The organism is Gelidibacter salicanalis (genome assembly GCF_007997285.1).
Classification (GTDB): Bacteria; Bacteroidota; Bacteroidia; order Flavobacteriales; family Flavobacteriaceae; genus Gelidibacter; species Gelidibacter salicanalis.
In genome coordinates, this window is the sequence record NZ_VORX01000003.1 from 295921 (window position 1) to 321507 (window position 25587).

Sequence of the window (25587 nt, forward strand, 5' to 3'; positions counted from 1 at the left end):
CATATGGGAAAAATAACAGGATTTTTAGAATACGAAAGAGTAGATGAACCCTACATAGCGGTTGAAAAACGATTGAAAAATTATAAAGAATTTACGATTCCGCTAGAGGAGAAAAAACTAAAAGATCAAGGTGCACGCTGTATGGACTGCGGCATTCCCTTTTGCCATAGTGGCTGCCCCTTAGGGAATTTAATTCCAGATTTTAATGACAAAGTGTATAAAGGCCGTTGGAAAGAGGCTGCGCAAATTCTACATTCTACCAACAACTTTCCAGAATTCACGGGTAGACTATGTCCTGCCCCGTGTGAAGAGGCTTGTGTTTTAGGCATTAATGAAGATCCGGTGTCTATAGAAAACATCGAGAAAAACATTGTCGAAAAGGCGTTTGAAGAAGGATGGATTACAGCGCACCCACCAAACATAAGAACGGGTAAAAAAGTAGCCATTATTGGTTCTGGCCCTGCTGGATTGGCGGCAGCACAACAGTTAAACCGAGCAGGCCATGCCGTCACTGTTTTCGAAAGGGACGCCAAAGTAGGCGGATTACTGCGCTACGGGATTCCCGATTTTAAACTTGAAAAATCAATTATTAATCGGCGAATGGCCATTCTTGAAGAAGAAGGCATCACATTTATCACCAACGCCCATGTAGGTCAAAATATCAGTATAGAAACCATTAAAGCCGATTTTGACGCTGTTGTCTTATGTGGTGGTGCTACGGAACGCCGAGGCATCCCAATAAAAGGCAACCATCTGAAAGGTGTGCATCAAGCCATGGATTTCTTAAAATTAAACAATCAATATGTAGACGGTTTAATCAGTGAAGATGAAATTTTATCCGCAAAAAATAAGAACGTCATTGTCATTGGTGGTGGAGACACAGGTTCCGATTGTATTGGTACTAGCAACCGTCATGGCGCAAAAAGTGTAACTAATTTTGAAATTTTAAGTAAGCCATCTGTGGGACGCCCTGCACATCAACCTTGGCCCTATTGGCCAATGAAGTTAAAAACAACCTCATCTCACCAAGAAGGCGTGGAACGCTTTTTCAGTGTCTCGACCAAAGAATTTTTAGGAGATAAAAACGGCAACCTCATCGGTTTGAAAACTGTGGAAGTGGAGTGGATTTTTAATGAAGGGCAACGTCCCGAACTTAGAGAACTTCCTAATACCGAAAAACATTGGGATTGTGACATGGTCTTATTGGCATTAGGTTTTACAGGTTCAGAAAAAACACTGGCTGAGCAATTTGGTCTCGAAATGGATTTTAGATCTAACATAAAAGCTGCAACTACTGATTATACTACTAACGTTCCAGGGATTTTCAGTGCAGGCGATATGCGCCGCGGCCAATCCTTAATTGTTTGGGCCATTTCAGAAGGCCGACAAGCCGCTCACCACGTTGATAAATACCTAATGGGCAATTCTAATTTACCACTTAAAGACGATAATGATTTGCCAAGAATTTAGAAATAAATAGAAATTTCTAAGACATATATTAGGTTTTATAAAAATCTTTTATGATTTTTGACGAACAGATGAAAAACCAAAACTTAAATATTATTTCTATTATTAGCATCGTGATTTTGTCACGCTAAGGAGGAATGGTACACTAAGTTTAAAAAAATATAACTGAAGCCTTCCTCTAACTGGAAGGCTTTTTTAGTATTACAGAGTTTCAATAATGTGGATAAAGCGGAAACTAGAAACAAGCTGTTCATCCAGTTTTAAATTAAATTGTTTTACCCAATGCAACAGAATATCATCATTATTAGCATCATTATTATTAGCTCCAGTTAGTTGATACAGTATGCTATTCCCAAAAAAAGCCTGTATCAATTGAGATACAGGCTTTTTTTATAGGAAAATTTGACATTTTGAACATCATAAATAAACACACTTAAACAACTGATATACAGTAAATTAAATATGAAACTATGACACTGAGTTTAGTCTGACCGAGCAATCCCGAAGCACCCAATACAAAGCTTATATTAATTTTAAACTTTTAAACCTTTATGAACGCATACAGTAACGACCAAACGATCATTTACCACAACGGTGAATTTTTAAATCCTAAAACTGCTTCTAGTAGTTTATATAGCCAAAGCTTGCACTACGGCAATGGCGTATTTGAAGGCATTAGATCTTATAAAACAGCCGAAGGCACCAAAATATTTAGAGCGGAAGCACATTATGAGCGTCTTAAATATGGTGCTAAGGTAATGGGCATTCCCTTTGACTATACGGTTGCTGACCTAGTAGCCCTCACCTATGAGCTCTTAGAAAAAAACAATCTTCAAGATGCCTATATCCGCCCACTCATCACTACGGGTGCCAATATGGGACTCTATACTTCAAAAGAATCGTTTTTAACAATGCAGTGTTGGGAATGGGGAAAACTCATGGGGGATCGCTTATTACGAGTTAAAACCTCATCCTTTGAACGCCCAAATCCAAAATCGTGTTTTGTAGAAGCGAAGGTTACAGGCCATTACGTCAACTCCGTCCTATCCACTAATGAAGCAAAAGACGCTGGTTATGATGAAGCCTTGTTATTAGACATGCATGGCTATGTTGCAGAATGTTCTGGTGCCAACATTTTTATGGAAAAAGATGGAAAACTATATACTCCTAAAAAAGGCAGCATTATGGCAGGCATCACCCGGGAGACCATCCTAGAAATCTGTGAGGAAGAAGGTATTCCTGTGGAAGAAAAACATTTCAAATTAGAAGAATTAAAACAAGCAGACAGTTCATTTTTTACCGGAACAGCAGCTGAAGTGGTCGGATTAAAATCGTTGGATGATTACGAATTTCCGTTATCATGGACGGATTCTTTAGGTTATAAATTAATGCAGTTGTACCAACAAGAAGTTTTAGGGCAACGCAAATCAAAGTTAGCAAACGCACTATGAGTATATTAAATAAATACAGTAAGACAGTTACACAAGATCCTACACTTCCAGCGGCACAAGCAATGTTGCATGCCATTGGATTAACTGATGAGGATTTAAAAAAACCAATGATCGGCATTGCCAGTACGGGCTATGAAGGCAATCCATGTAACATGCATCTTAACGATTTAGCCGTACATGTTAAAAAGGGAACCGAAAATGCGGGATTGGTAGGCTTAATTTTCAATACGATTGGCGTGAGTGATGGCATCTCTAACGGGACACCGGGAATGCGCTTTTCATTACCTTCTCGCGATATCATTGCAGACTCCATTGAAACTGTAGTTGAAGCCATGAGTTATGACGGTGTTATTACCGTTGTTGGCTGTGACAAAAATATGCCGGGAGCTTTAATGGCAATGCTGCGTTTAAACAGACCTTCAGTTTTGGTGTATGGTGGAACAATCGCTTCTGGATGCCATAATGGAAAGAAATTAGATATCGTTTCAGCATTTGAAGCCTATGGCGAAAAAGTTGCTGGAACTATTGATGATGCAGAATATAAAAATGTTATTCATAAAGCCTGCCCGGGTGCTGGCGCATGTGGCGGAATGTACACGGCAAATACAATGGCTTCTGCCATTGAGGCCTTGGGGATGTCATTGCCATTTAACTCTTCAAACCCTGCAGTAAGCGACGGAAATATAAAAGAGGTGGAATCTGCCAAAGCAGGTGAAGCCGTACGTTTATTATTAGAAAGAGACATCAAACCATCGGATATTGTAACTAAGGAATCTTTAGAAAATGCATTCCGATTGGTGACGGTTCTTGGGGGTTCAACGAATGCCGTACTTCACTTTTTAGCTATTGCAAAAGCGGCCCAAGTAGAGTTTACTTTAGAAGATTTCAAAAAAATTAGCGACACGACCCCATTGTTGGCTAATCTGAAACCAAGCGGCAAATATTCTATGGAAGATTTACACCATATCGGCGGGATTCCTGGGGTATTAAAATACATGCTACATAACGGCATGTTGCATGGCAATTGTTTAACTGTCACCGGGAAGACCATTGCTGAAAATTTAAAAGATGTTCCAAATTTAGTGGAAGACCAAGACATTATTAGCAAACTCAGTAATCCGATAAAAGAAACAGGTCATATCCGAATCCTTTTCGGAAACCTAGCAACTGAAGGTGCTGTGGCAAAAATCACCGGAAAAGAAGGCTTTTCTTTTAGAGGTACTGCTAATGTATTTGATGGCGAAATAGCCGTAAATGAAGGCATTAAAACTGGTAAAGTTAAAAAAGGAGATGTGGTCATCATCCGTTATGAGGGCCCAAAAGGAGGTCCGGGAATGCCAGAAATGTTAAAACCAACCTCTTCTATTATGGGTGCAGGTTTGGGTAAAGATGTGGCCTTAATTACGGACGGGCGTTTTTCTGGTGGCTCCCACGGATTTGTAGTAGGACACGTCGCTCCTGAAGCTCAGGACGGTGGAAATATTGCACTTGTTGAAAATGGTGATGTCATTGCCATTGATGCCATTAAAAACACGATTAATATCGAAATTTCCGATGAAGAATTAGCCAAAAGAAGAGCCAAGTGGGTCGCACCAAAATTAAAATTTGAGCGCGGGGTGCTCTACAAATATGCAAAGACAGTGTCGTCAGCCTCTAAGGGCTGTGTCACTGATGAATTCTAAATAATACACAACCTAATAGAGTTGAACTCCTCCTGTAAGTTATCAGGATAAAAAGGATTGAAAAACATGTTTTTAATATGAAAGACACACAAACATTAGAAAAAGATCAAACCACAACTGCTTCCACCATCCGGATTTCCGGTAGTGAAGCCATCATCAGATGTCTTATTGCTGAAGGTGTAGACATCCTTTACGGGTATCCAGGTGGCGCAATTATGCCCGTTTATGATGAACTTTATAAATTCAGAGATCAAATTCATCACGTATTAACACGTCATGAGCAAGGTGCTACGCACGCGGCTCAGGGTTACGCACGTATTTCAGGAAAAGTTGGTGTCGCTATGGCAACTTCCGGCCCAGGCGCTACCAATCTTATTACAGGCATTGCAGATGCACAAATCGATTCCACACCGATGGTCTGTATTACAGGGCAGGTGGCGTCCCATTTATTGGGGAGCGATGCGTTTCAGGAAACAGATATCATCGGAATTTCGACACCTGTGACCAAGTGGAACCAACAAATCACAAAAGCCTCCCAAATTCCTGAGATGATTGCCAAGGCATTTTATATAGCCAGAAGCGGACGTCCAGGACCCGTTTTAATTGATATTACTAAAGATGCACAATTTGAGCAATTTGATTTTTCCTACGAAAAATGTAAAGGCGTTAGAAGTTATAATCCGGTTCCAAAAACAGATATCGATGATGTAAAGGCTGCTGCCCTGCTCATCAATTCGGCTAAAAAACCTTTAATCGTTTGGGGCCAGGGCATCATTTTAAGTGAGGCTGAAGAGGAATTAAAAGCACTCATGGAAAAAGCAGGAATCCCTGCAGCGTGGACCATTCTTGGCGCTTCGGCAATCCCAACGGCTCACCCTTTAAATATAGGCATGGTTGGGATGCACGGCAATTATGCACCTAACGTGTTAACTAATGAATGTGATGTTTTAATTGCGATAGGCATGCGATTTGACGATCGTGTGACGGGAAATTTAGCTACCTACGCCAAACAAGCCAAGGTTATTCACTTTGAAATAGATCCTGCAGAAATTGATAAGAACGTCAAAACTGACGTGGCGGTTTTAGGCGATGCTAAAGAAAGTCTTAAACAATTACTTCCTTTAATTAAAACCAATTCACATCCGGAATGGCATCAAGAATTTAAAGACCTCTATACCATTGAGTACGAAAAGGTCATCAAAGATGATTTATATCCAACAAAGGAAGGCTTAACTATGGGCGAGGTGCTCAAGGAAATCAACATTTGCACCAAAGGCAATGCAGCTATAGTTTCTGACGTAGGACAACATCAAATGATTGCTTGTAGATATGCTGAATTCACCACCACCAAAAGTAACATCACTTCTGGAGGATTAGGAACTATGGGCTTTGCACTACCTGCGGCCATTGGCGCAAAAATGTCCGCTCCAGAGCGAGATGTGGTGGCCATTATAGGCGATGGCGGTTACCAAATGACCATTCAGGAATTGGGCACCATCTTTCAACAAAAAGTACCGGTAAAAATTGTGGTCCTAAACAATGAGTTCTTAGGCATGGTTCGCCAATGGCAACAGTTGTTTTTCGAAAAACGCTACGCGTCTACAGAAATGACCAACCCAGATTTTGTGGCGATTGCAAAAGGCTATTATATCGATGCTCAAAAAGTAACAAAAAGAGAAGATTTAAAAGCGGCTGTTGAAGAGATGATGGCTTGTGAAGGCCCTTACTTTTTAGAGGTAAGAGTAGAAAAAGAGGGCAATGTCTTCCCGATGATTCCTACAGGAGCTAGTGTTTCTGAAATTCGATTGGAATAGGTCTTTTTGAGAAAAGAGAACAAAGAATAGAGAACAGAGAGAAGAGAAAAACCATTATCAATTAAAACGATAATATAAACATGAGTGAACCAATAGCATATACCGTAACCATCTATACCGAAAATAACATTGGGTTATTGAATCGTATTTCGGCTATTTTTCAACGTCGTCACATCAATATTGAGAGTATCAATTCTTCAGTTTCTGAAATTGAAAATGTCTCAAAATGGACTATCGTTGTGAAACTTCAAGAAGATCAGATGAAGAAAATCATCGGTCAGATAGAAAAACAAGTCGAGGTCATAAAGGCTTATTTCCATACTGAAGATGAGACTATTTATCAGGAATCGTGCTTGTTTAAAATCAAGTCCAATTTTTTGTTTGATGAACGTGAACAAATTGAAACAATCATCAAAGATAATAACGCCCGAATTGTAACCGTCAACAGAGAGTTTTTCGTTATCGAAAAATCAGGGCGTAGAGAAGAATTAGAAATATTATACCGCGAATTAAGTGTTTTCGGAATCATGCAATTCACGCGTTCAGGACGCATTGCAGTGACCAAAGACGAAATGAAAATATCAAAAATGCTGGAAGCATTTCAACATTAAAAAAACAATTATCATGTCAAATTATTTCAACACATTACCATTAAGACAACAATTAGAGCAATTGGGACAGTGCCGATTTATGGACGCTTCAGAATTTGAAGACGGAATAAATGCATTAAAAGGAAAGAAAATAGTAATTGTAGGCTGTGGCGCCCAAGGTTTGAACCAAGGTTTAAACATGCGCGACTCTGGCTTAGACATTTCTTACGCGTTACGGGATGCAGCCATTAAGGAGCAACGTGCATCCTATAAAAATGCCACTTCAAACGACTTTGAAGTGGGTACTTATGAAGCATTGATTCCTACTGCCGATTTGGTATTGAATTTAACGCCTGACAAACAGCATACGGATGTTGTTAAAACCGTCATGCCGTTGATGAAAAAAGGCGCAACCTTAAGTTATTCCCACGGTTTTAATATTGTGGAAGAAGGTACTAAAATCCGTGAAGATCTTACGGTCATCATGGTAGCGCCAAAATGTCCGGGAACTGAAGTTCGTGAAGAATACAAACGCGGGTTTGGAGTGCCAACATTAATAGCGGTACATCCAGAAAATGATCCAGAACAAAAAGGTTGGGAACAGGCTAAAGCATACGCTGTGGCTACTGGTGGCGACCGTGCGGGAGTATTGGCATCATCGTTTATTGCTGAAGTAAAAAGTGATTTAATGGGGGAGCAAACCATCCTTTGTGGGGTGCTTCAAACAGGATCAATTTTGGCATTTGACAAAATGGTAGCAGAGGGTGTAAATGCCAATTATGCTGCAAAATTGATTCAATTAGGTTGGGAAACCATTACCGAAGCACTAAAACATGGCGGCATTACCAACATGATGGACCGTTTATCAAATCCGGCAAAAATAAAAGCCAATGAATTGTCTGAAGAATTAAAGACCATTTTGAAACCTTTGTTTGAAAAACATATGGACGATATCATCTCTGGTCATTTCTCCCAAACCATGATGGAAGATTGGGCGAATGATGATGCCGACTTATTAAAATGGCGCGCTGCGACAGGTGAAACCGCCTTTGAAAAAACAGAATTGACTCCAGACCATATTACTGAACAAACCTATTTTGATCACGGAGTGCTTTTAGTTGCTTTCGTGAAATCTGGGGTTGAGTTGGCTTTTGAAACTATGGTGAGCGCTGGTATTATTGAAGATTCGGCTTACTATGAATCCCTTCACGAATTGCCATTAATCGCCAATACCATCGCCAGAAAAAAACTCTACGAGATGAACCGTGTCATTTCTGATACTGCAGAATATGGTTGCTATTTATTTGATCATGCGTGTAAGCCGCTTTTGGAAGATTTTATGAAAAATGTCGATCCAAATACTATTGGAAAATCGTTTTCAGACTCCAACAGTATAGACAATCAAGAATTAATTGCAGTTAATGACGCTATCAGAAATCATCCTATTGAAACGGTTGGGAAAAGATTAAGAGCTGCAATGACGGCCATGAAGGTAATCAAAACGGATGCTGAAGTTGAAGATTCAGTGTTAGTTTAATTATTGAACGAATGTATAATTAAGGCAGGAAGCAATTCCTGCCTATAAAGAAATCTGATGAACGTTGAAACTAAAATCTATTACCCAAGTTTAGCCGCTGTTGAAGCTGCGGCCAAAAAACTACAGGACGTCGCTGAGGTTACGCCATTAATGCAAAACTATCGTTATTCAAAGCAATTTGAAGCGAATATTAATTTTAAGCGTGAGGATTTACAGCAAGTACGCTCCTATAAAATTAGAGGTGCTTACAATAAAATGTCTTCCTTGACTACACTTCAAATTGAAAACGGAATTGTTTGCGCCAGTGCAGGAAATCATGCACAGGGCGTGGCATTATCCTGTAAATTGTTGAAAATAAAGGGCACTATCTTTATGCCATCTCCAACGCCACAACAAAAAGTAGATCAAGTAACCATGTTTGGTGAAGATTTTATTGAAGTGGTGTTGGTAGGTGATACGTTTGATGATGCCAATAAAGCGGCAATATTGGAATGTGAGCGTTTAAATAAAACTTTTATCCATCCTTTTAATGATGAAAAAGTCATTGAAGGTCAAGCCACGGTAGGTTTAGAACTTATTGACCAAGCACAACATCCCATCCATTACGTATTTGTTCCGGTAGGTGGTGGTGGACTTTCCGCTGGTTTATCCTCAATATTTAAGCAGTTGTCGCCACAAACTAAAATTATTGGCGTAGAGCCTAAAGGTGCACCTTCTATGACTACATCTTTAGCCAACAAGCGCAACACCGAATTAAAAGACATTGAGAATTTTGTAGATGGTGCCGCGGTAAAACGGGTGGGCGATTTGAATTTTGCCATCTGTCAACAAAATTTACACGATATGATTACGGTGGAAGAAGGAAAAGTATGCGAAACCATCCTCGATCTTTACAACAAGGATGCTATTGTTGTAGAACCTGCCGGTGCCTTGAGTATCGCCGCATTAGACCAATATGCGGATGAGATAAAAGGTAAAAATGTTATTTGTATCATCAGTGGCAGTAATAATGACATCACCAGAACGGCCGAAATCAAAGAACGCGCCCTATTATATGCGAACTTAAAACATTACTTCATCATCAAATTCCCCCAACGTGCGGGTGCATTACGTGAATTTGTGGTGGATATTTTAGGTCCAACGGATGACATCACTTACTTTGAATACACCAAAAAAACCAATCGTGAAAACGGTGCTGCTGTGGTAGGATTGGAACTAAAATCGTCAGATGATTTAGAGCCATTAATTACCAAAATGAAACTTCGTAACTTCTATGGGGATTACCTTAACGACAAACCCGATCTATTTCAATTTTTAGTCTAAACATAACTTTATGAACATTCCAGAACAGTACCAAATAAAATCATTGCTCCATCAAAATAACTACTTAGTTGATGGCGAATTAAGACCCTGGTCTGGAGAAAGCTCAGAGGTGTATTCTACCATTTCTTCAACTCAAAACTATGCTCCAACCTTGTTGGGCACTATTCCGACTTTAGGCGAAAAAGAAGCTTTAGAAGCTATGGATGCTGCTGTAAATGCCTATAATAAAGGGCAAGGTCTATGGCCCACAATGAAGGTAAACGACCGAATTGCCTGTATGGAAAAGTTTGTGACCCAAATGAAAACCAAGCGTGATGAGGTGGTGAAATTGCTGATGTGGGAAATTGGAAAATCCTTACCAGATTCAGAAAAGGAATTCGATAGAACCGTTGATTACATCTACGACACCATTGAAGAGTACAAACAATTGGATCGTGATAACGCCAAGTTTGAAAAAAATGATGGTGTGTATGCACATATCCGGAGAGGTCCTTTGGGTGTGGTATTATGTTTAGGACCTTATAACTATCCACTAAACGAAACATTTGCGCTATTGATTCCCGCATTAATTATGGGAAACACAGCCATTTTTAAACCCGCAAAGTTTGGAGTTTTGTTGATATCGCCTTTGTTGGAAGCGTTTCAAAGCAGTTTTCCTAAAGGTGTGGTCAATATCATTTACGGCCGCGGTCGAACGGTGGCTACCCCAATCATGCAATCTGGAAAGGTTGATGTGTTGGCGCTTATCGGCAATAGCAAATCGGCCAATGCTTTGCAAAACGAACACCCAAAAAGTAACCGACTGCGTTTGGTGTTAGGATTGGAAGCGAAAAATCCTGCTATTGTGCTTAAAGATGCCGATTTAGATTTGGCCATTGACGAATGTATTGCTGGAACGACGTCATTTAACGGACAACGTTGTACAGCGCTCAAAATAGTCTACGTGCATGAAGCCATTGTAGACGAATTTAACAAGCGTTTTGCCAAAAGAGTTGATGCTCTAAAATTTGGAAATCCATGGGAATCTGGCGTGAAATTAACGCCTTTACCTGAACCTGATAAACCGCAATACATTCAAGAATTAATTGATGATGCGCTTGCTAAAGGAGCCAGCATATTAAACGAAAAAGGAGGCCAAACCACGGAAAATTATATTTTCCCAGCAGTTTTGTATCCCGTCAATAAAGATATGCGTGTATTTCAGGAGGAACAATTTGGACCTGTGATTCCTGTACTGTCATTTAAAGATATTAACGAACCACTAGATGACATGGCAGAATCCAATTACGGACAGCAAGTGAGTTTGTTTGGTAGTGACATTAAAACCTTGGCGCCGCTAATTGATACTTTAGTAAACTTGGTGTGTAGAGTTAATTTAAATAGCTCTTGCCAACGTGGGCCAGATGTGTATCCTTTTACAGGGCGTAAAGATTCTGCGGTGGCCACTTTAAGTGTCCATGACGCTTTACGTTCCTTTTCCATCAGAACTTTTGTGGCATCCAAGGACAATGCCTATAACAATGCCATCTTGAAAAATCTTTTAGAGAGCAAAGCCTCAAATTTTGTTAGCACAGATTATATCCTTTAAAAAAAGTTAAAATTAATTTGAGTTGTTAAATAAAATATTACTTTTGATTTATGATTATAATGAAAAATAAAATACGTCCATCTAGTCCCGCACGCATGTTGCGCAGACGCTGTGCATTCTAACCTAAAAAGAGTCGCTAACGTATTTTTATTTTTTTACACCTTGATCAAATCATCACACATATTTTCCCTTTCAAACTCAGTTGCCGCAGATAGCAACCGTGTCAGGACATGTCATTTTCTGTTCCGCCGCCCTTAAGGGTGCGCTTCATTATTGGAACTTAGGTGAGTCCGGTTCCGTTTTTCCGACAACATATCTTTAATTTTTTTTAATTCTAAACATCAAGAACAATGGACATTGTTATTGCTAATAAATCTCATGCTATCTATGCACAGATCATCTGCGACACCATTGCTGAATCCGCAAAAGTAAGAGGCACGGGTATTGCGAAACGTACACCGGAATATGTCACTACTAAAATGGAAAATGGGAATGCCGTGATCGCGTTAGATGGCGACACCTTTGCTGGTTTTTGTTATATCGAAGCATGGGGCCACGGGAAGTTCGTGGCTAATTCCGGATTAATTGTACATCCAGACTACAGAGAACAAGGCCTAGCCAAAAAAATAAAAGCCCGGATTTTTCAACATTCTAGAGAGAAATTTCCAGATTCTAAAGTTTTCAGCATTACTACAGGCTTAGCGGTTATGAAAATGAACAGCGAATTGGGTTACAAACCCGTTACCTTTTCAGAATTAACAGACGATCAAAGTTTCTGGAACGGCTGTCAAACTTGCAAAAATTATGATGTATTGCAACGTACGGAACAGAAAATGTGCCTCTGTACGGGGATGTTATTTGATCCGAAAGCAAAAGACAGCACTGAACCCCAACATATAAAAACCAAAACATTTCAAAGATTAAAGCAAATCAAACAGGCTTTGTTTTTAAAAAAAGATAAATCATGAGCAAAAAATTAGTTTTAGCCTATAGTGGCGGATTGGACACTTCTTATTGTGCAGTACATTTAAGTAAGGATTTGGGTTATCAAGTGCACGCCGTAAGTGTGAATACAGGCGGATTTACCTCTGAAGAAATCAGTTCTATTGAATCCAATGCCTATAAAATGGGTGTTTCTACCTATAAAAATTTAGATGCTGTAGCTTCGTATTACGATAAAGTAATCAAGTATTTGATTTATGGAAATGTCTTAAAAAACAATTCCTATCCTTTATCAGTAAGTGCGGAACGCATTATTCAAGCCATTGAAATTGTAGAATACGCTAAAAGTATCGATGCGCAGTATATTGCCCACGGTAGTACTGGTGCAGGGAATGATCAGGTTCGTTTTGATATGATTTTCCAAACCTTGGCACCTCATATTGAAATCATCACCCCAATTAGAGATTTGAAATTATCAAGACAGGAAGAAATCGATTACCTGAAAAAGAATGGTGTGGACATGTCTTGGGAAAAAGCCAAATACTCCGTTAATAAAGGGCTTTGGGGAACAAGCGTTGGAGGAGAAGAAACCTTAACTTCTGAAAAATCATTACCAGAACACGCGTACCCATCACAATTGACCAAAGAAGGCGAAGAAAAAGTCACCCTAACCTTCAAAAATGGACAATTTACAGCATTAAACGGTACAGCTGATGCACCAGAAAAAAATATTGAAGCTTTAAATAATATAGCATCTGCATACGCTATCGGGCGTGACATTCACGTTGGGGATACCATTGTAGGTATTAAAGGACGTGTAGGTTTTGAAGCTGCAGCAGCATTGATTACAATTAAAGCGCACCATTTACTGGAAAAGCACACGCTTACCAAATGGCAGATGCAACATAAAGAGTACCTCTCTAGTTTTTACGGCATGCATTTACACGAAGGTCAATATTTAGATCCTGTTATGCGCAACATTGAGGCGTTTTTAGAAAGCAGCCAGAAAAATGTAACCGGAGATGTTACGGTCACCTTAAAACCGTATCATTTTATGTTAGATGGCATCAGTTCTGCTCACGATTTAATGAATGCCAAATTCGGCAGTTATGGTGAAATCAACAAAGGGTGGACCGCCGATGAAGCCAAAGGATTTATTAAAATCGTGGGGAATCAAAATAAAATTTATCACCAAGTAAATTCAGAATCATGATAGACGTTGGTATTATTGGAGGTGCAGGTTATACAGCGGGTGAATTGATCCGGTTGCTCCTCAACCATCCAAAAACAAACCTTAATTTTATTTATAGCACTTCAAACGCTGGAAATAAAATATACAAGGTGCATCAAGATTTAGTGGGTAGTACAGATCTGGAATTCTCTAGCACCATTAATCCTGATGTTGACGTTTTATTTTTGTGCTTGGGCCACGGTAATTCGAAGGCATTTTTAGAGAGTCATACCTTTTCGTCTAAAACTAAAATCATCGATTTAAGCAATGATTTTAGATTGGAAGCTGATCGTGATTTTCAAGGTAATCATTTCACTTACGGACTGCCAGAATTGCATAAAGAAGCCATCAAAAAAGCGAACTTTATCGCGAATCCGGGGTGTTTTGCAACGGCCATTCAGTTAGCAATTTTACCTCTAGCAACTTTTCAATTATTAAAAAGTGATGTGCATGTTAACGCCGTTACTGGATCAACAGGTGCCGGAACGTCGCTGTCTGAAACCACGCATTTCACCTATCGCGATAATAATTTTTCTCATTATAAAGCGTTCACCCACCAACATTTGGGAGAGATCAATGAGCGCATCCAAGACTTACAGAAAAAGTCTAAATCTGAGGTCATTTTTGTGCCTAACCGAGGGAATTTTTCCAGAGGGATTTTTGCCACCGCCTATACCGATTTTGAAGGCAGTTTGGACGATGCAAAAACCTTGTATAAAACCTATTATCAAGATGCCGCTTTTACAGTAGTTTCTGATGAAGACATCCATTTAAAACAAGTGGTCAACACTAATAAATGCATTCTTCATTTACACAAACACAACAACAAACTTTTGATTACGAGCATCATTGACAATTTGCTGAAAGGCGCTTCAGGTCAGGCCATTCAAAACATGAATTTAATGTTTGGTTTTGAAGAAACTGAGGGATTGCGGTTAAAGGCTAATTATTTTTAAAATTAGGCAAACCTATAAGGTCTTAACAAAAAGGACATAGTTGAAGTTTAATTATAAGATACCCGCCAGTTTATATTGAGCGGCGTCGAAATACGGGCATAAATATGAAAATAGCAATCATCGGTACAGGAAATTTAGGCAAATCCATCGCTAAAGGGCTAATCACCACGAATGCGATTACCACGCTATACCTGTCCAAAAGAAATACAGACAGCATCGCAGAGTTTGAAGGTTATAAAAATGTATTTATAACTTCAGATAATGGGGAGGCTGTCAAAAATTCTGACATTCTAATTTTAGCCGTTCAACCCGCTCATTTAGAAAATGTTTTGAAGGATATCGCTGAATTCATTACTGAAAAACATGTGGTCATTTCAACGGTTACCGGATTTCTAATCCCAAAAATTGAAGCCATTATTGGTTCAGAACAGTTTATCATCAGAGCGATGCCAAATACGGCGATCGCGGTTGGGAAATCGATGACCTGCATTTGCAGTAACCCACAGGGCGAAAAACGCATTAAAATTGCACAGGCAATTTTTAACCGTTTAGGACATTCTTTGGTGATTCCTGAGTCTCAAATGCAAGCTGCAACAGTCATATGTGCTAGTGGGATTGCTTTTTGGATGCGTCTGATTCGCGCGAGTACCCAAGCAGCCATTCAATTAGGATTCGATGCAAAAGAAGCGCAAGAATTGGCGATGTATACCAGTGAAGGTGCGGCAAATTTATTAATTGCCAACGGACATCATCCTGAAGAAGAAATTGACCGCGTCACCACTCCACAAGGCTGTACTATAGAAGGGCTGAATGAGATGGAACATAAAGGTTTGAGTTCTTCACTAATCCACGGCATGATTGCATCCTACAATAAAATAAGTAACATTAAAAAAGAGCAACTATGAGTTTATTTAAGGTCTATCCGCTTTTTGATATCACGCCAGTGCGTGCAAAAGATCTCGCGGTTTATGACGATAAAGGTGTGGAGTATTTAGATTTATACGGCGGGCATGCGGTGATTTCTATCGGACATTCCCACCGCACCTATGTTTCGGCCATTTCCGAACAAGTAAAAAATTTGGGTTTTTATAGTAACGCGATTCAAAATCCGCTACAAGAATCTCTAGCATCTGAACTTGAACGCATCTCCGGTTGTAAAGACTATCAGTTGTTTTTATGTAATTCGGGCGCTGAAGCCAACGAAAACGCCTTAAAACTTGCTTCTTTTCACACCGGAAAAAAGAATGTCGTGGCCTTTAAAAATTCGTTCCACGGACGTACCTCAGCGGCCGTTGCGGCAACAGATGACGCTAAAATTGTGGCACCGTTAAACGCGCAACAACATGTGGACTTTGTAGCTTTAGGCGACTTGGCAACGGTGGAAACTATTTTAAAAGAAGGAGAAACCTGTGCTGTGATTATCGAATGTATTCAAGGTGTGGGCGGTTTAGATGAAAGCTTTCCGGAATTTTACATCGGTCTTGAAAAACTGTGTAAAACGTATAAGGTTATGCTGATTGCTGATGAGGTACAGTCTGGATTTGGAAGAACTGGCGATTTCTTCGCTTTTCAAAAATATGGTTGGACACCAGATATTATCGCGATGGCAAAAGGTATGGGCAACGGCTTCCCTATTGGCGGCATTTTGATCCACCCAAACATTAAAGCATCTTTTGGATTATTGGGGACTACTTTTGGTGGGAATCATTTGGCCTGTGCTGCATCTTTAGCCGTTTTAGAAGTTTTAGAATCGGAAAAATTGATGGCAAATGCCGATGAAATGTCTAGCTATTTTATAGAAAAATCGCAGAATTTACCGCATTTAAAAGCGGTAAAAGGCCGCGGCCTCATGTTAGGCTTAGAATTTGATTTTTCAGTAGCAGAATTGCGTAAAAACCTCATCCACAAGCATAAGATATTTACCGGAAGTGCCAAAAACCCTAACTTAATCAGAATTCTTCCACCATTAACCATTCAAAAAGAACATATTGATTTGTTCTTTGAAGCGTTACAACAGGAATTGCTATTAATGAATGGTGGACAGGAATTATAAACCTCACAGGTTTTGAAAACCTGTGAGGTTTGTGAAAATATAATTGAAAATAAATTTTTGATGAAAAAATACACCGAAATAAAAGATATTTCCAATCTGTCTGAAATGATTAAGGAAGCGATTTTACTCAAGATGCAACCTTTGGAATTTTCAGAATTAGGAAAACACAAAACCTTAGTTATGTTGTTCTTCAACTCAAGTTTAAGAACCCGATTAAGTACAGAAAAAGCAGCTCGTAACTTAGGAATGCATGTGAGTATTTTGAACGTTAATGACGCTTGGAATATTGAATTTGAAGATGGCAGCATTATGAATGCCGGAAGTTCAGAACACATCAAAGAAGCAGCGCAAGTAATTTCGCAGTATGCAGATATTATTGCGGTGCGCGCCTTCCCTAGCCTAACTGATAAAGAAAAGGACGCCTCAGAATTTATCCTTAACAGTTTTATAAAATACGCGACAGTGCCAATCGTAAATATGGAAAGTGCCACGGCACATCCGTTGCAAGCTTTGGCAGATGCGATTACCATTACCGAGCTTTCTGAGACCCGCAAACCTAAAGTCGTGTTGTCTTGGGCGCCACATCCAAAACCGTTGCCTCAGGCGGTTGCGAATTCCTTTGTGGAAATGATGCAAAACATGGAGGTTGATTTGACCATTACCCATCCTGAAGGTTATGAACTTGATGCCAACATCACTAAAAACACACCAATTCATCACAATCAGGAAGACGCCTTAAAAGATGCTGATTTTGTCTATGTGAAAAACTGGAGCAATTATAAAGCGTATGGACAAATCTTAAACGAAGATCCGAATTGGATGATGACTCAAGAAAAATTGGGCAAGGCTAAGTTTATGCACTGCCTCCCAGTAAGACGAAATGTGGTGGTTGAAGATGCTGTTTTGGACAGCGGTCAATCTGTGGTCATCAATCAAGCCAACAACAGAACCTTTGCGGCGCAAGTGGTGTTGAAAAACATATTGGAGAATTTATAAATTTTTAGAGACCTCACAGGTTTTAAAAACCTGTGAGGTCTTAAACAAAAAATACGTTCTGGAGTCCTCTTGAGCGCAGTCGAAAGACACGGGCATAAAATGAAAACACTAAAAATCATAAAAATAGGCGGCAATATTATTGATAATGACGCGGCACTAGCGTCCTTTTTAGAGGCCTTTGCAGCTATTGAATCACCTAAACTATTGATTCATGGTGGCGGAAAATTAGCAACTCAACTCGCCAATCAACTCGGACTTGAAGTAAAAATGATTGACGGCCGACGTATTACCGATCAAGCGACATTAGACCTCATTACCATGGTATACGCCGGGAAAATCAACAAAAATATTGTGGCGCAATTGCAGTCTAAAAACTGTAATGCGATAGGGTTTTCGGGTGCTGATGGGAATACTATTCGGTCTAAAAAGCGTCCCGTAAAAACGACAGATTTTGGTTTTGTGGGCGATGTTGAAAACGTAGACACCAAAATTCTACAAGTGTTGTTAGATCATAAGGTGACGCCTGTATTTTGTGCATTAACTCACGATAAAAAAGGGCAACTCCTTAATACAAATGCCGATACCATTGCCTCAGAATTGGCTATTGCTTTCGCGGATCAGTATCAAACTGAATTGTACTACTGCTTTGAGAAAAACGGCGTCATGAGAAATATTACGGATGAATCGTCAGTCATAAAAGAAATTACCACGCAAACCTATCAAGGGTTAATTGATAATAAGATTATCGTTGACGGCATGCTCCCAAAATTGAATAATTGCATTCACGCTGTCCAAAAGAATGTTCATAAAGTGTGTATTGGCAAACCAGAGATGTTGTTTGACGCCACTGCAAATTTTACAACCATTACCAAATGATAGAAAAACTGACCACAGATGCCATTGCACTGCTTAAAAAGTTAATCGAAACACCTTCTTTTTCTTCTGAGGAAGATGAAACCGCTACGCTTGTTGAGCTATGGTTTGAGAAACGCGCTATGCCATACACACGAACCAAAAACAACGTTTGGGCCACTAATACATATTTTGACGATTCCAAACCGACCTTATTACTCAATTCGCACCACGATACGGTGAAACCAAATACCGCTTACACTAAAGATCCTTTTAAAGCGATTGTAGAAGACGGGAAATTATTCGGATTGGGAAGCAATGATGCTGGAGGTTGTTTGGTATCATTAATAGCAACGTTTACTTATTTTTATGAGCGTCCCAACCTCAACTATAACTTGGTGTTGGTAGCGTCCGCAGAAGAAGAAAGCAGCGGTCCCAATGGACTTAATAGCATGTTGGAAATCATTCCGCACATTGATGTAGCTATTGTGGGCGAACCCACCTTGATGCAGCTCGCCATTGCTGAAAAAGGGCTAGTAGTGTTTGACGCCAAAGTGAAAGGCACACCAAGTCATGCTGCGCATCCTAATGATGATAACGCCATTTATAATTCGATTGAAGTTTTACAATGGTTTAAAAACTATAAATTTGATAAAGTATCTGCCGCTTTAGGAGAGGTTAAAATGACGGTTTCACAAATTAATGCAGGAAAACAACACAATGCCATTCCTGCAGAAGTGGATTTGGTGGTAGATGTGCGGGTGAATGATTGCTACACTAACGCTGAAATTGTGGAGATTCTACAAAGCGAATCCCCGTGCAGTAGTATCATCCCTAGAAGTTTGCGCTTAAACTCGTCGTCCATTCCTGAAGATCATGCACTAGTAAAGGCTGGAATCGCTTTAGGACGATCAACCTACGGGTCTCCAACGCTTTCAGATCAGGCAACCTTGACTTGTCCGTCTTTAAAATTAGGCCCTGGTGATAGTACGAGATCACATTCAGCGGATGAATTTATTTATATTAGCGAAATTGAGGAAGGGATTGAAATTTATATCAAATTATTAAAGAAGATATTGTGAAAGAACAAAGAATAGAGACAAAAGAACAAAGATTTGATTACGCTATAAGTGAAGTCTTTATTCTAACAGCGAAGCGGTCTTTATTCTTTTTTCTGAAATTTTAAGAATTAAAATTTTTTCTATGAAACTCTGGGATAAAGGAATTAATATTGACAAAAAAATAGAACAATTCACTGTTGGTAACGATAGGGAAATTGATTTGCATATCGCCAAATTTGATGTACAGGCTTCTTTAGCGCACGCTAAAATGTTGCAGTCCATTGGCATATTATCTGAAGACGAATTAATCCAATTGCAAGGTGGCTTAGAAACTTTAGCACAGCAAATTGAAGACGGCACGTTTACTATTGACGCGCAATTTGAAGATGTCCATTCCAAAATCGAGTTTGAATTGACCAAAACATTGGGTGAGGTTGGTAAAAAAATTCACACGGCACGTTCTCGAAACGATCAAGTTTTAGTGGCCTTACAGTTGTTCTACAAAGAGAATCTTGGGAGTATTCACGAGAAAACAGAACTATTTTTCAACACCTTGTTAAACTTGGCGGAAACTCACAAAAAAGCTTTACTTCCGGGATATACGCACCTTCAAGTGGCCATGCCTTCATCCTTTGGTTTATGGTTTTCTGCCTATGCGGAATTGCTTGTGGATGACGTCTACTTACTTAATGCGGCCCTAAAAACGGTGGATCAAAATCCGTTAGGTTCTGCTGCGGGTTATGGCAGTTCTTTTGGCATCGATCGCGAACTAACGACTAAAGAACTGCAGTTCGCGACCTTGAAATATAACGTTGTGGCGGCTCAAATGGCGCGTGGAAAAAGTGAACGTACCATTGCGATGACTTTGGGTAGTTTATGCAACACTATGGCGCGATTTGCTATGGATATTTGCCTTTATATGAGTCAAAATTTTGGGTTTATCACCTTTCCAGACGAACTGACCACAGGAAGTAGTATTATGCCACACAAAAAGAATCCGGATGTGTTTGAGTTGATTCGTGGAAAATGTAATAAAATTCAGGCTTTACAAACCGAGATGGTGTTGATCACCAACAACCTTCCAAGTGGCTACCATCGTGATTATCAATTGTTGAAAGAAAATATGATTCTTGCTATTACTGATGTCAAGGATATTTTGGATATTTTCAACTATGCCATTCAACAAATTGAGGTTAAGAACATCGATTTAAATGATGCGAAATATCAGTATTTATTTACTGTAGATAACATTAATACCTTGGTGGAAGGTGGGATGAGTTTCCGTGAAGCGTATCAAATTATTGGGAAACAGGTACAGGAAGGCACTTATAAGCCGGATACGTCTAAAGAACATTCCCATATAGGGAGTATTGGGAATTTGTGTTTAGAAGAAATTAAAGCGAAGTTCCCGAAATTGTAAAGTTTATTTTTAGATGCCTTATTAAAATTATGCCAATCTATAAACAGCGAAAAGCATCCCTGAAGGATGCTTTCCTGAAGTTCTACTATCTAAATATCCGACTAACTATATTAACTTAAATAATAGTAGACTGTCCTAAGTGAATGTTGGTGAAATTCATATTGGTATCTTTTGGATTGTTGATGAAATCCTCTATAAAGTCACCCACTTTGGTTGTGGTGATATGATTAAATTTACTGTTCAATTCTGGAGTGGTAATATTTAGTTTCAACGATTTCTCTACGCCTTCCCTGATTAATTCTGCTTCTTCAAAAAGTTCAAAATGATCTAACAACATCGCGGCTGATAAAATAGAGGCAATCGGATTGGCGATTCCTAAATCTTTTGCCTGCGGATAAGAGCCGTGGATTGGCTCGAACATGGCGTAGTAATCACCAACTGATGCAGAGGCTAAAAGTCCGATAGAACCTCCAATAACACTTGCCTCGTCGCTAATAATGTCGCCAAACATATTTTCGGTAAGAATCACGTCAAATTGTCTCGGATTTAAGATGATTTGCATGGCCGCATTATCAACAAACAAGTACTCCAATTTCACATCTTTATACTCTTCGGATACTTCGGTGACCACTTTTCGCCATAAACGTGACGATTCTAAAACATTGGCTTTATCCACTAAAGTGACCTTGCGTTTTCTGGATTGAGCCGCTTTAAAGGCTAAATGCGTGATGCGCTCAATTTCTACACGTGAATACACGCACAAATCCGAAGCGGTATTGCCATCTTCACTAAGGGTTTTCTCACCAAAATAAATGCCTCCGGTCAACTCTCTATAAATGCAAATATCAGTGCCTTTAATAAATTGTTTTTTTAAGGGCGATTTATCCAAAAGCGTATCATAAGCTTTTACGGGTCTGATATTTGCATATAAGCCTAACTCTTTACGCAACTTCAACAAACCCTGTTCTGGACGCACTTTAGCGGATGGGTTATTGTCATATCTCGGATCGCCAATAGCGCCAAATAAAATAGCGTCGGAATTTTTACATAAATCGAGGGTTTTTTTAGGCAATGGATCTCCCATTTCATCAATTGCAACAGCTCCTACTGAAGCATATTTAAATTGGAACGAATGATCAAATTCTTGGGCAATGGCTTTCAAAACTTTAACAGCTTGAGCGGTTACCTCTGGTCCTACGCCATCTCCTGGCAATACTGCTATTTTTAATTTCATATAGTTGTGGTGAAGGTTTCTCAATAACCTTCCTGTTTTAGTTATAAATTCGGCTTAAATAAGCGTTTTTTCAAAGTGTTCTATGCTGTCTTTTTTACTCAATAAATAATCGATATCGTCATACCCATTGATCATACAGGATTTTTTGTAGGCATCAATTACAAAAGATTCTGTGTGATCTGAACCGTCAATTCCGATGGTTTGCGCGACCAAATCGACCGTAATTTTTGTTGGCGGATTCGCTTTTATGGCGGTCATCAATTTCTTTAAAAATTCAGGCGTCACTTGAACTGGCAACAAGCCGTTATTCAACGCGTTTCCTTTAAAAATATCTGCAAAAAAGCTGGATACAATAACTTTAAATCCATAATCGGTTAATGCCCAAGCCGCGTGTTCTCGACTACTTCCGCAGCCAAAATTATCGCCTGCCACTAAAATTGGCCCTTCGTATTGCGGTTGATTCAACACAAACTCAACATTGACGGTCCCATCCTTTTGGAAACGCCAGTCTCTAAAAGCATTTTCGCCAAAACCTTCACGATTGGTGGCTTTTAAAAAACGCGCCGGAATAATTTGATCCGTATCGACATTTTCAATGTCTAAGGGAATTGCTGTTGAGGTTAATGTTTTAAATTTTTCCATTGAAAATTTATTTTTCATTCCCACGGAGGTGGGAATCTAAAGTAGACCCTGTCTTTCGACTTCGCTCAAGATAAACTGAGGCGGGAATCTCTATAATTACTTAGTTTCTATTTTTTGCCACTTATTCACGAATCCAAATAGAATTCACAACCACAACATTAAACCGCCGTGTATTCGTGGCTGACCTGGTGTTGTAATTGTTTTGTGATATCAATAATTTTGCCTTCCACTGCGGTTGCCGCCGCCATTAACGGACTCGCTAAAATAGTACGAGCACCTTGCCCTTGTCTGCCTTCAAAATTTCTGTTTGAAGTTGAGACACAATATTCGCCTTGCGGAATTTTATCATCATTCATCGCCAAACACGCAGAACAGCCAGGTTGGCGCAATTCAAATCCAGCATCATCGAAAATGGTTTTTAAGCCTTCTTCAATAATTTGCGCTTCTACTTGTTTGCTTCCTGGCACTAACCAAGCGGTCACATTCGCTGCTTTTTGCTTGCCTTTAATATAATCGGCGGCAATTCTAAAATCTTCAATTCTTGAATTTGTGCAACTGCCTATAAAAACATAATTGATCGGTTTGCCAATTAAGGTTTCGCCTTTCTTAAAGTTCATATAGTCCAAGGCTTTTTCAAAAGAGGCGTCGTCAGTTTCTGGAATAAATCCTGATACTTTGATGCCCATTCCTGGATTAGTGCCGTAGGTTAACATCGGTTCAATATCGGCAGCATCAAAATGATATTCTTTATCGAAAACGGCATCATCGTCGGTTGGCAATGTTTTCCAATAAGCTACTTTCTGATCAAATACTTCTCCTTTTGGAGCAAATTTCCGACCTTTTATATACTCAAAAGTGGTGTCGTCTGGCGCAATCATGCCGCCACGAGCACCCATTTCAATACTCATGTTACAAACCGTCATCCGGCCTTCCATAGACATGTTTTCAAACACATCTCCCGCATATTCACAAAAATAGCCCGTACCTGAATTGGTGCCAATTTTAGAAATGATATATAAAATAACATCTTTGGGTAGCACCCCATTTGTCAACTCCCCGTTAACGGTAACGCGTAAACTTTTTGGTTTTGTCAGCAGTAAACATTGGCTCGCAAAAACTTGCGCCACTTGACTGGTGCCAATCCCGAAGGCAATGGTTCCAAACGCACCGTGGGTTGATGTATGACTGTCGCCACACACGATGGTCATGCCCGGTTGGGTAATGCCCAATTCGGGCGCCATAACGTGAACGATGCCATTGTATTTGTGTCCTAGTTCATAAAGCGTAATATTATTCTTTTTGCAATTATCAGAGAGTTGCTCCAGCTGTTTTCTGGACAATTCATCTTTTATTGGCAAATGCTGATTTAAAGTCGGCGTATTATGATCGGCAGTGGCTACAATTTGCTCAGGTCGGAACACAGGAATATTGCGTTCTTCTAGTTCATTAAATGCTTGCGGACTGGTTACTTCATGAATCAAGTGTTTATCGATATAAAGAATCTGCGGTCCATTTGGTATCGTATCCACCACATGGGCATCCCAAACTTTATCAAATAAGGTTTTTCCCATCTTAAGCTGAAATTATTTGTTGATACACTTTACTGGTTTCAATGATTTGATGAATATCTACATCATTGACTTCCTTCTTCTGATCAGCAAAATTTAAAAAATTAGCATACACGTCATCCAATTGTAATTTGGTCAATTCATAGCCCACGTTTTTAGCTCGGTAAGCCAATGCTGCACGGCCACTTCTTGCCGTCAATACAATGGCCGAATCGGTAACGCCAACATCTTTAGGGTTGATGATTTCGTAAGTCTCTCTATTTTTAATCATGCCATCCTGATGAATTCCTGAGCTGTGGGCAAAGGCATTCGCACCTACAATGGCTTTATTAGGTTGGGTATAAATGCCCATACTTTCTGAAACCAATTGGCTCAGTCCGAACAAGTTTTCGGTTTTAATATTGGTATCCAAATCGAGATACGGATGTTGCTTTAAAATCATCACGACCTCTTCAAGGGCGGTATTCCCAGCACGCTCGCCTATCCCATTTATAGTACATTCAATTTGTCTAGCGCCGTTGATCACACCTTCTATGGAATTGGCCGTGGCCAAGCCTAAATCATTATGACAGTGGCAAGACAGAATGGCTTTTTCAATGCCTTTAACGTTTTCTTTTAAATACTTGATCTTTGCGCCATATTCACTAGGCAAACAATAGCCCGTAGTATCAGGAATATTCAATACGGTGGCACCAGCTTTAATGGCTATTTCACATACACGCGCTAAAAATTCGTTGTCTGTACGTCCGGCATCTTCCGCATAAAACTCCACATCTTCAATAAAAGATTTAGCAAATTTCACGGCTTCAAAAGCACGTTCTAAAATGGCATCTTGATTACTGTTGAATTTGTATTTGATATGTGATGCCGAAGTACCAATACCCGTATGAATTCTTGGATATTTGGCATATTTTAAAGCTTCAGCGGCCACTTTAATATCATTTTCAACCGCACGGGTCAAGCCGCAAACAGTGGTATGTTTGATAAGTTTGGAGATTTCCTCTACAGATTTGTAATCTCCCGGACTCGATACCGGAAAGCCTGCTTCAATAACATCCACACCTAAATTTTCCAGTTGCTCCGCAATGACTAATTTTTGTTTGGTATTTAGTTTACATCCAGGAACTTGCTCTCCGTCTCTCAGCGTGGTGTCAAAAATTTGAACATTATTATCAGACAT

General features: G+C 39.6%; 21 protein-coding genes. 17 read left to right on the plus strand and 4 right to left on the minus strand.

All coding sequences use genetic code 11. The features are described from left to right. The first annotated feature begins 3 nt into the window (after positions 1-3). The 17 genes from ES711_RS07560 (at position 4) to argH (ending at position 20963) form a co-directional block, all read left to right on the plus strand. On the plus strand, positions 4-1470 hold the full coding sequence (locus ES711_RS07560; RefSeq protein WP_146892216.1) for a glutamate synthase subunit beta: 1467 nt from the start codon (positions 4-6) through the stop codon (positions 1468-1470). A gap of 548 nt (positions 1471-2018) precedes the next feature. Further along, positions 2019-2918, plus strand: coding sequence for a branched-chain amino acid transaminase (locus ES711_RS07565; protein ID WP_146892219.1), 900 nt, complete (start codon positions 2019-2021; stop codon positions 2916-2918). Then, the gene (gene ilvD / locus ES711_RS07570; protein WP_146892222.1) at positions 2915-4600 is read left to right on the plus strand and encodes a dihydroxy-acid dehydratase; all 1686 of its coding nucleotides are present in this window, start codon (positions 2915-2917) and stop codon (positions 4598-4600) included. Before ES711_RS07565 ends, ilvD begins: the two co-directional genes overlap by 4 nt. Positions 4601-4677: 77 nt before the next feature. After that, complete coding sequence (gene ilvB, locus ES711_RS07575) at positions 4678-6414, plus strand: biosynthetic-type acetolactate synthase large subunit (protein ID WP_146892225.1); 1737 nt, start codon at positions 4678-4680, stop codon at positions 6412-6414. 80 nt (positions 6415-6494) lie between these two features. Further along, complete coding sequence (ilvN, locus tag ES711_RS07580) at positions 6495-7025, plus strand: acetolactate synthase small subunit (RefSeq protein WP_146892228.1); 531 nt, start codon at positions 6495-6497, stop codon at positions 7023-7025. Between the two features lie 13 nt (positions 7026-7038). After that, complete coding sequence (gene ilvC / locus ES711_RS07585; RefSeq protein ID WP_146892231.1) at positions 7039-8541, plus strand: ketol-acid reductoisomerase; 1503 nt, start codon at positions 7039-7041, stop codon at positions 8539-8541. Positions 8542-8598: 57 nt separating this feature from the next. Then, on the plus strand, positions 8599-9864 hold the full coding sequence (gene ilvA, locus ES711_RS07590) for a threonine ammonia-lyase IlvA (protein WP_146892234.1): 1266 nt from the start codon (positions 8599-8601) through the stop codon (positions 9862-9864). Positions 9865-9874: 10 nt separating this feature from the next. Next, positions 9875-11452, plus strand: coding sequence for an NADP-dependent glyceraldehyde-3-phosphate dehydrogenase (locus ES711_RS07595; RefSeq protein WP_146892236.1), 1578 nt, complete (start codon positions 9875-9877; stop codon positions 11450-11452). A 350-nt stretch (positions 11453-11802) separates the two neighbouring features. Beyond that, the gene (locus tag ES711_RS07600; protein ID WP_146892239.1) at positions 11803-12420 is read left to right on the plus strand and encodes a GNAT family N-acetyltransferase; all 618 of its coding nucleotides are present in this window, start codon (positions 11803-11805) and stop codon (positions 12418-12420) included. After that, on the plus strand, positions 12417-13607 hold the full coding sequence (locus ES711_RS07605) for an argininosuccinate synthase (RefSeq protein ID WP_146892242.1): 1191 nt from the start codon (positions 12417-12419) through the stop codon (positions 13605-13607). The genes ES711_RS07600 and ES711_RS07605 overlap by 4 nt, the downstream gene beginning before the upstream one ends. Continuing rightward, positions 13604-14581, plus strand: coding sequence for an N-acetyl-gamma-glutamyl-phosphate reductase (gene argC, locus ES711_RS07610; RefSeq protein WP_146892245.1), 978 nt, complete (start codon positions 13604-13606; stop codon positions 14579-14581). The genes ES711_RS07605 and argC overlap by 4 nt, the downstream gene beginning before the upstream one ends. 104 nt (positions 14582-14685) lie before the next feature. Next, positions 14686-15486 (plus strand): pyrroline-5-carboxylate reductase, encoded by an 801-nt coding sequence (gene proC, locus ES711_RS07615; protein WP_146892248.1) that lies wholly within the window; start codon positions 14686-14688, stop codon positions 15484-15486. Continuing rightward, positions 15483-16634: an aspartate aminotransferase family protein gene (locus ES711_RS07620; protein WP_146892250.1), complete on the plus strand. Its 1152-nt coding sequence runs from the start codon at positions 15483-15485 to the stop codon at positions 16632-16634. Before proC ends, ES711_RS07620 begins: the two co-directional genes overlap by 4 nt. A gap of 60 nt (positions 16635-16694) precedes the next feature. Continuing rightward, entirely contained in the window at positions 16695-17630 is a 936-nt protein-coding gene (locus ES711_RS07625) for an N-acetylornithine carbamoyltransferase (protein WP_146892253.1), read from the plus strand. A 99-nt stretch (positions 17631-17729) separates the two neighbouring features. Then, the gene (gene argB / locus ES711_RS07630; RefSeq protein ID WP_146892256.1) at positions 17730-18506 is read left to right on the plus strand and encodes an acetylglutamate kinase; all 777 of its coding nucleotides are present in this window, start codon (positions 17730-17732) and stop codon (positions 18504-18506) included. Further along, complete coding sequence (locus ES711_RS07635; RefSeq protein WP_146892259.1) at positions 18503-19564, plus strand: M20 family metallo-hydrolase; 1062 nt, start codon at positions 18503-18505, stop codon at positions 19562-19564. The genes argB and ES711_RS07635 overlap by 4 nt, the downstream gene beginning before the upstream one ends. A 121-nt stretch (positions 19565-19685) precedes the next feature. Next, positions 19686-20963 (plus strand): argininosuccinate lyase, encoded by a 1278-nt coding sequence (argH, locus tag ES711_RS07640; protein ID WP_146892261.1) that lies wholly within the window; start codon positions 19686-19688, stop codon positions 20961-20963. A 115-nt stretch (positions 20964-21078) separates the two neighbouring features. On the opposite strand, the gene leuB is transcribed toward argH, so the two are convergent. From leuB to ES711_RS07660, 4 genes are all read right to left on the minus strand, one after another. Beyond that, on the minus strand, positions 21079-22197 hold the full coding sequence (leuB, locus tag ES711_RS07645) for a 3-isopropylmalate dehydrogenase (protein WP_146892264.1): 1119 nt from the start codon (positions 22195-22197) through the stop codon (positions 21079-21081). A 54-nt stretch (positions 22198-22251) separates the two neighbouring features. After that, on the minus strand, positions 22252-22839 hold the full coding sequence (gene leuD, locus ES711_RS07650; protein ID WP_146892267.1) for a 3-isopropylmalate dehydratase small subunit: 588 nt from the start codon (positions 22837-22839) through the stop codon (positions 22252-22254). A 158-nt stretch (positions 22840-22997) separates the two neighbouring features. After that, positions 22998-24410, minus strand: a complete 1413-nt coding sequence (gene leuC / locus ES711_RS07655; protein WP_146892270.1) for a 3-isopropylmalate dehydratase large subunit — start codon at positions 24408-24410, stop codon at positions 22998-23000. A 1-nt stretch (position 24411) separates the two neighbouring features. After that, a complete protein-coding gene (locus ES711_RS07660) occupies positions 24412-25587 on the minus strand; it encodes a 2-isopropylmalate synthase (RefSeq protein WP_146892273.1) in 1176 nt (391 codons plus the stop codon).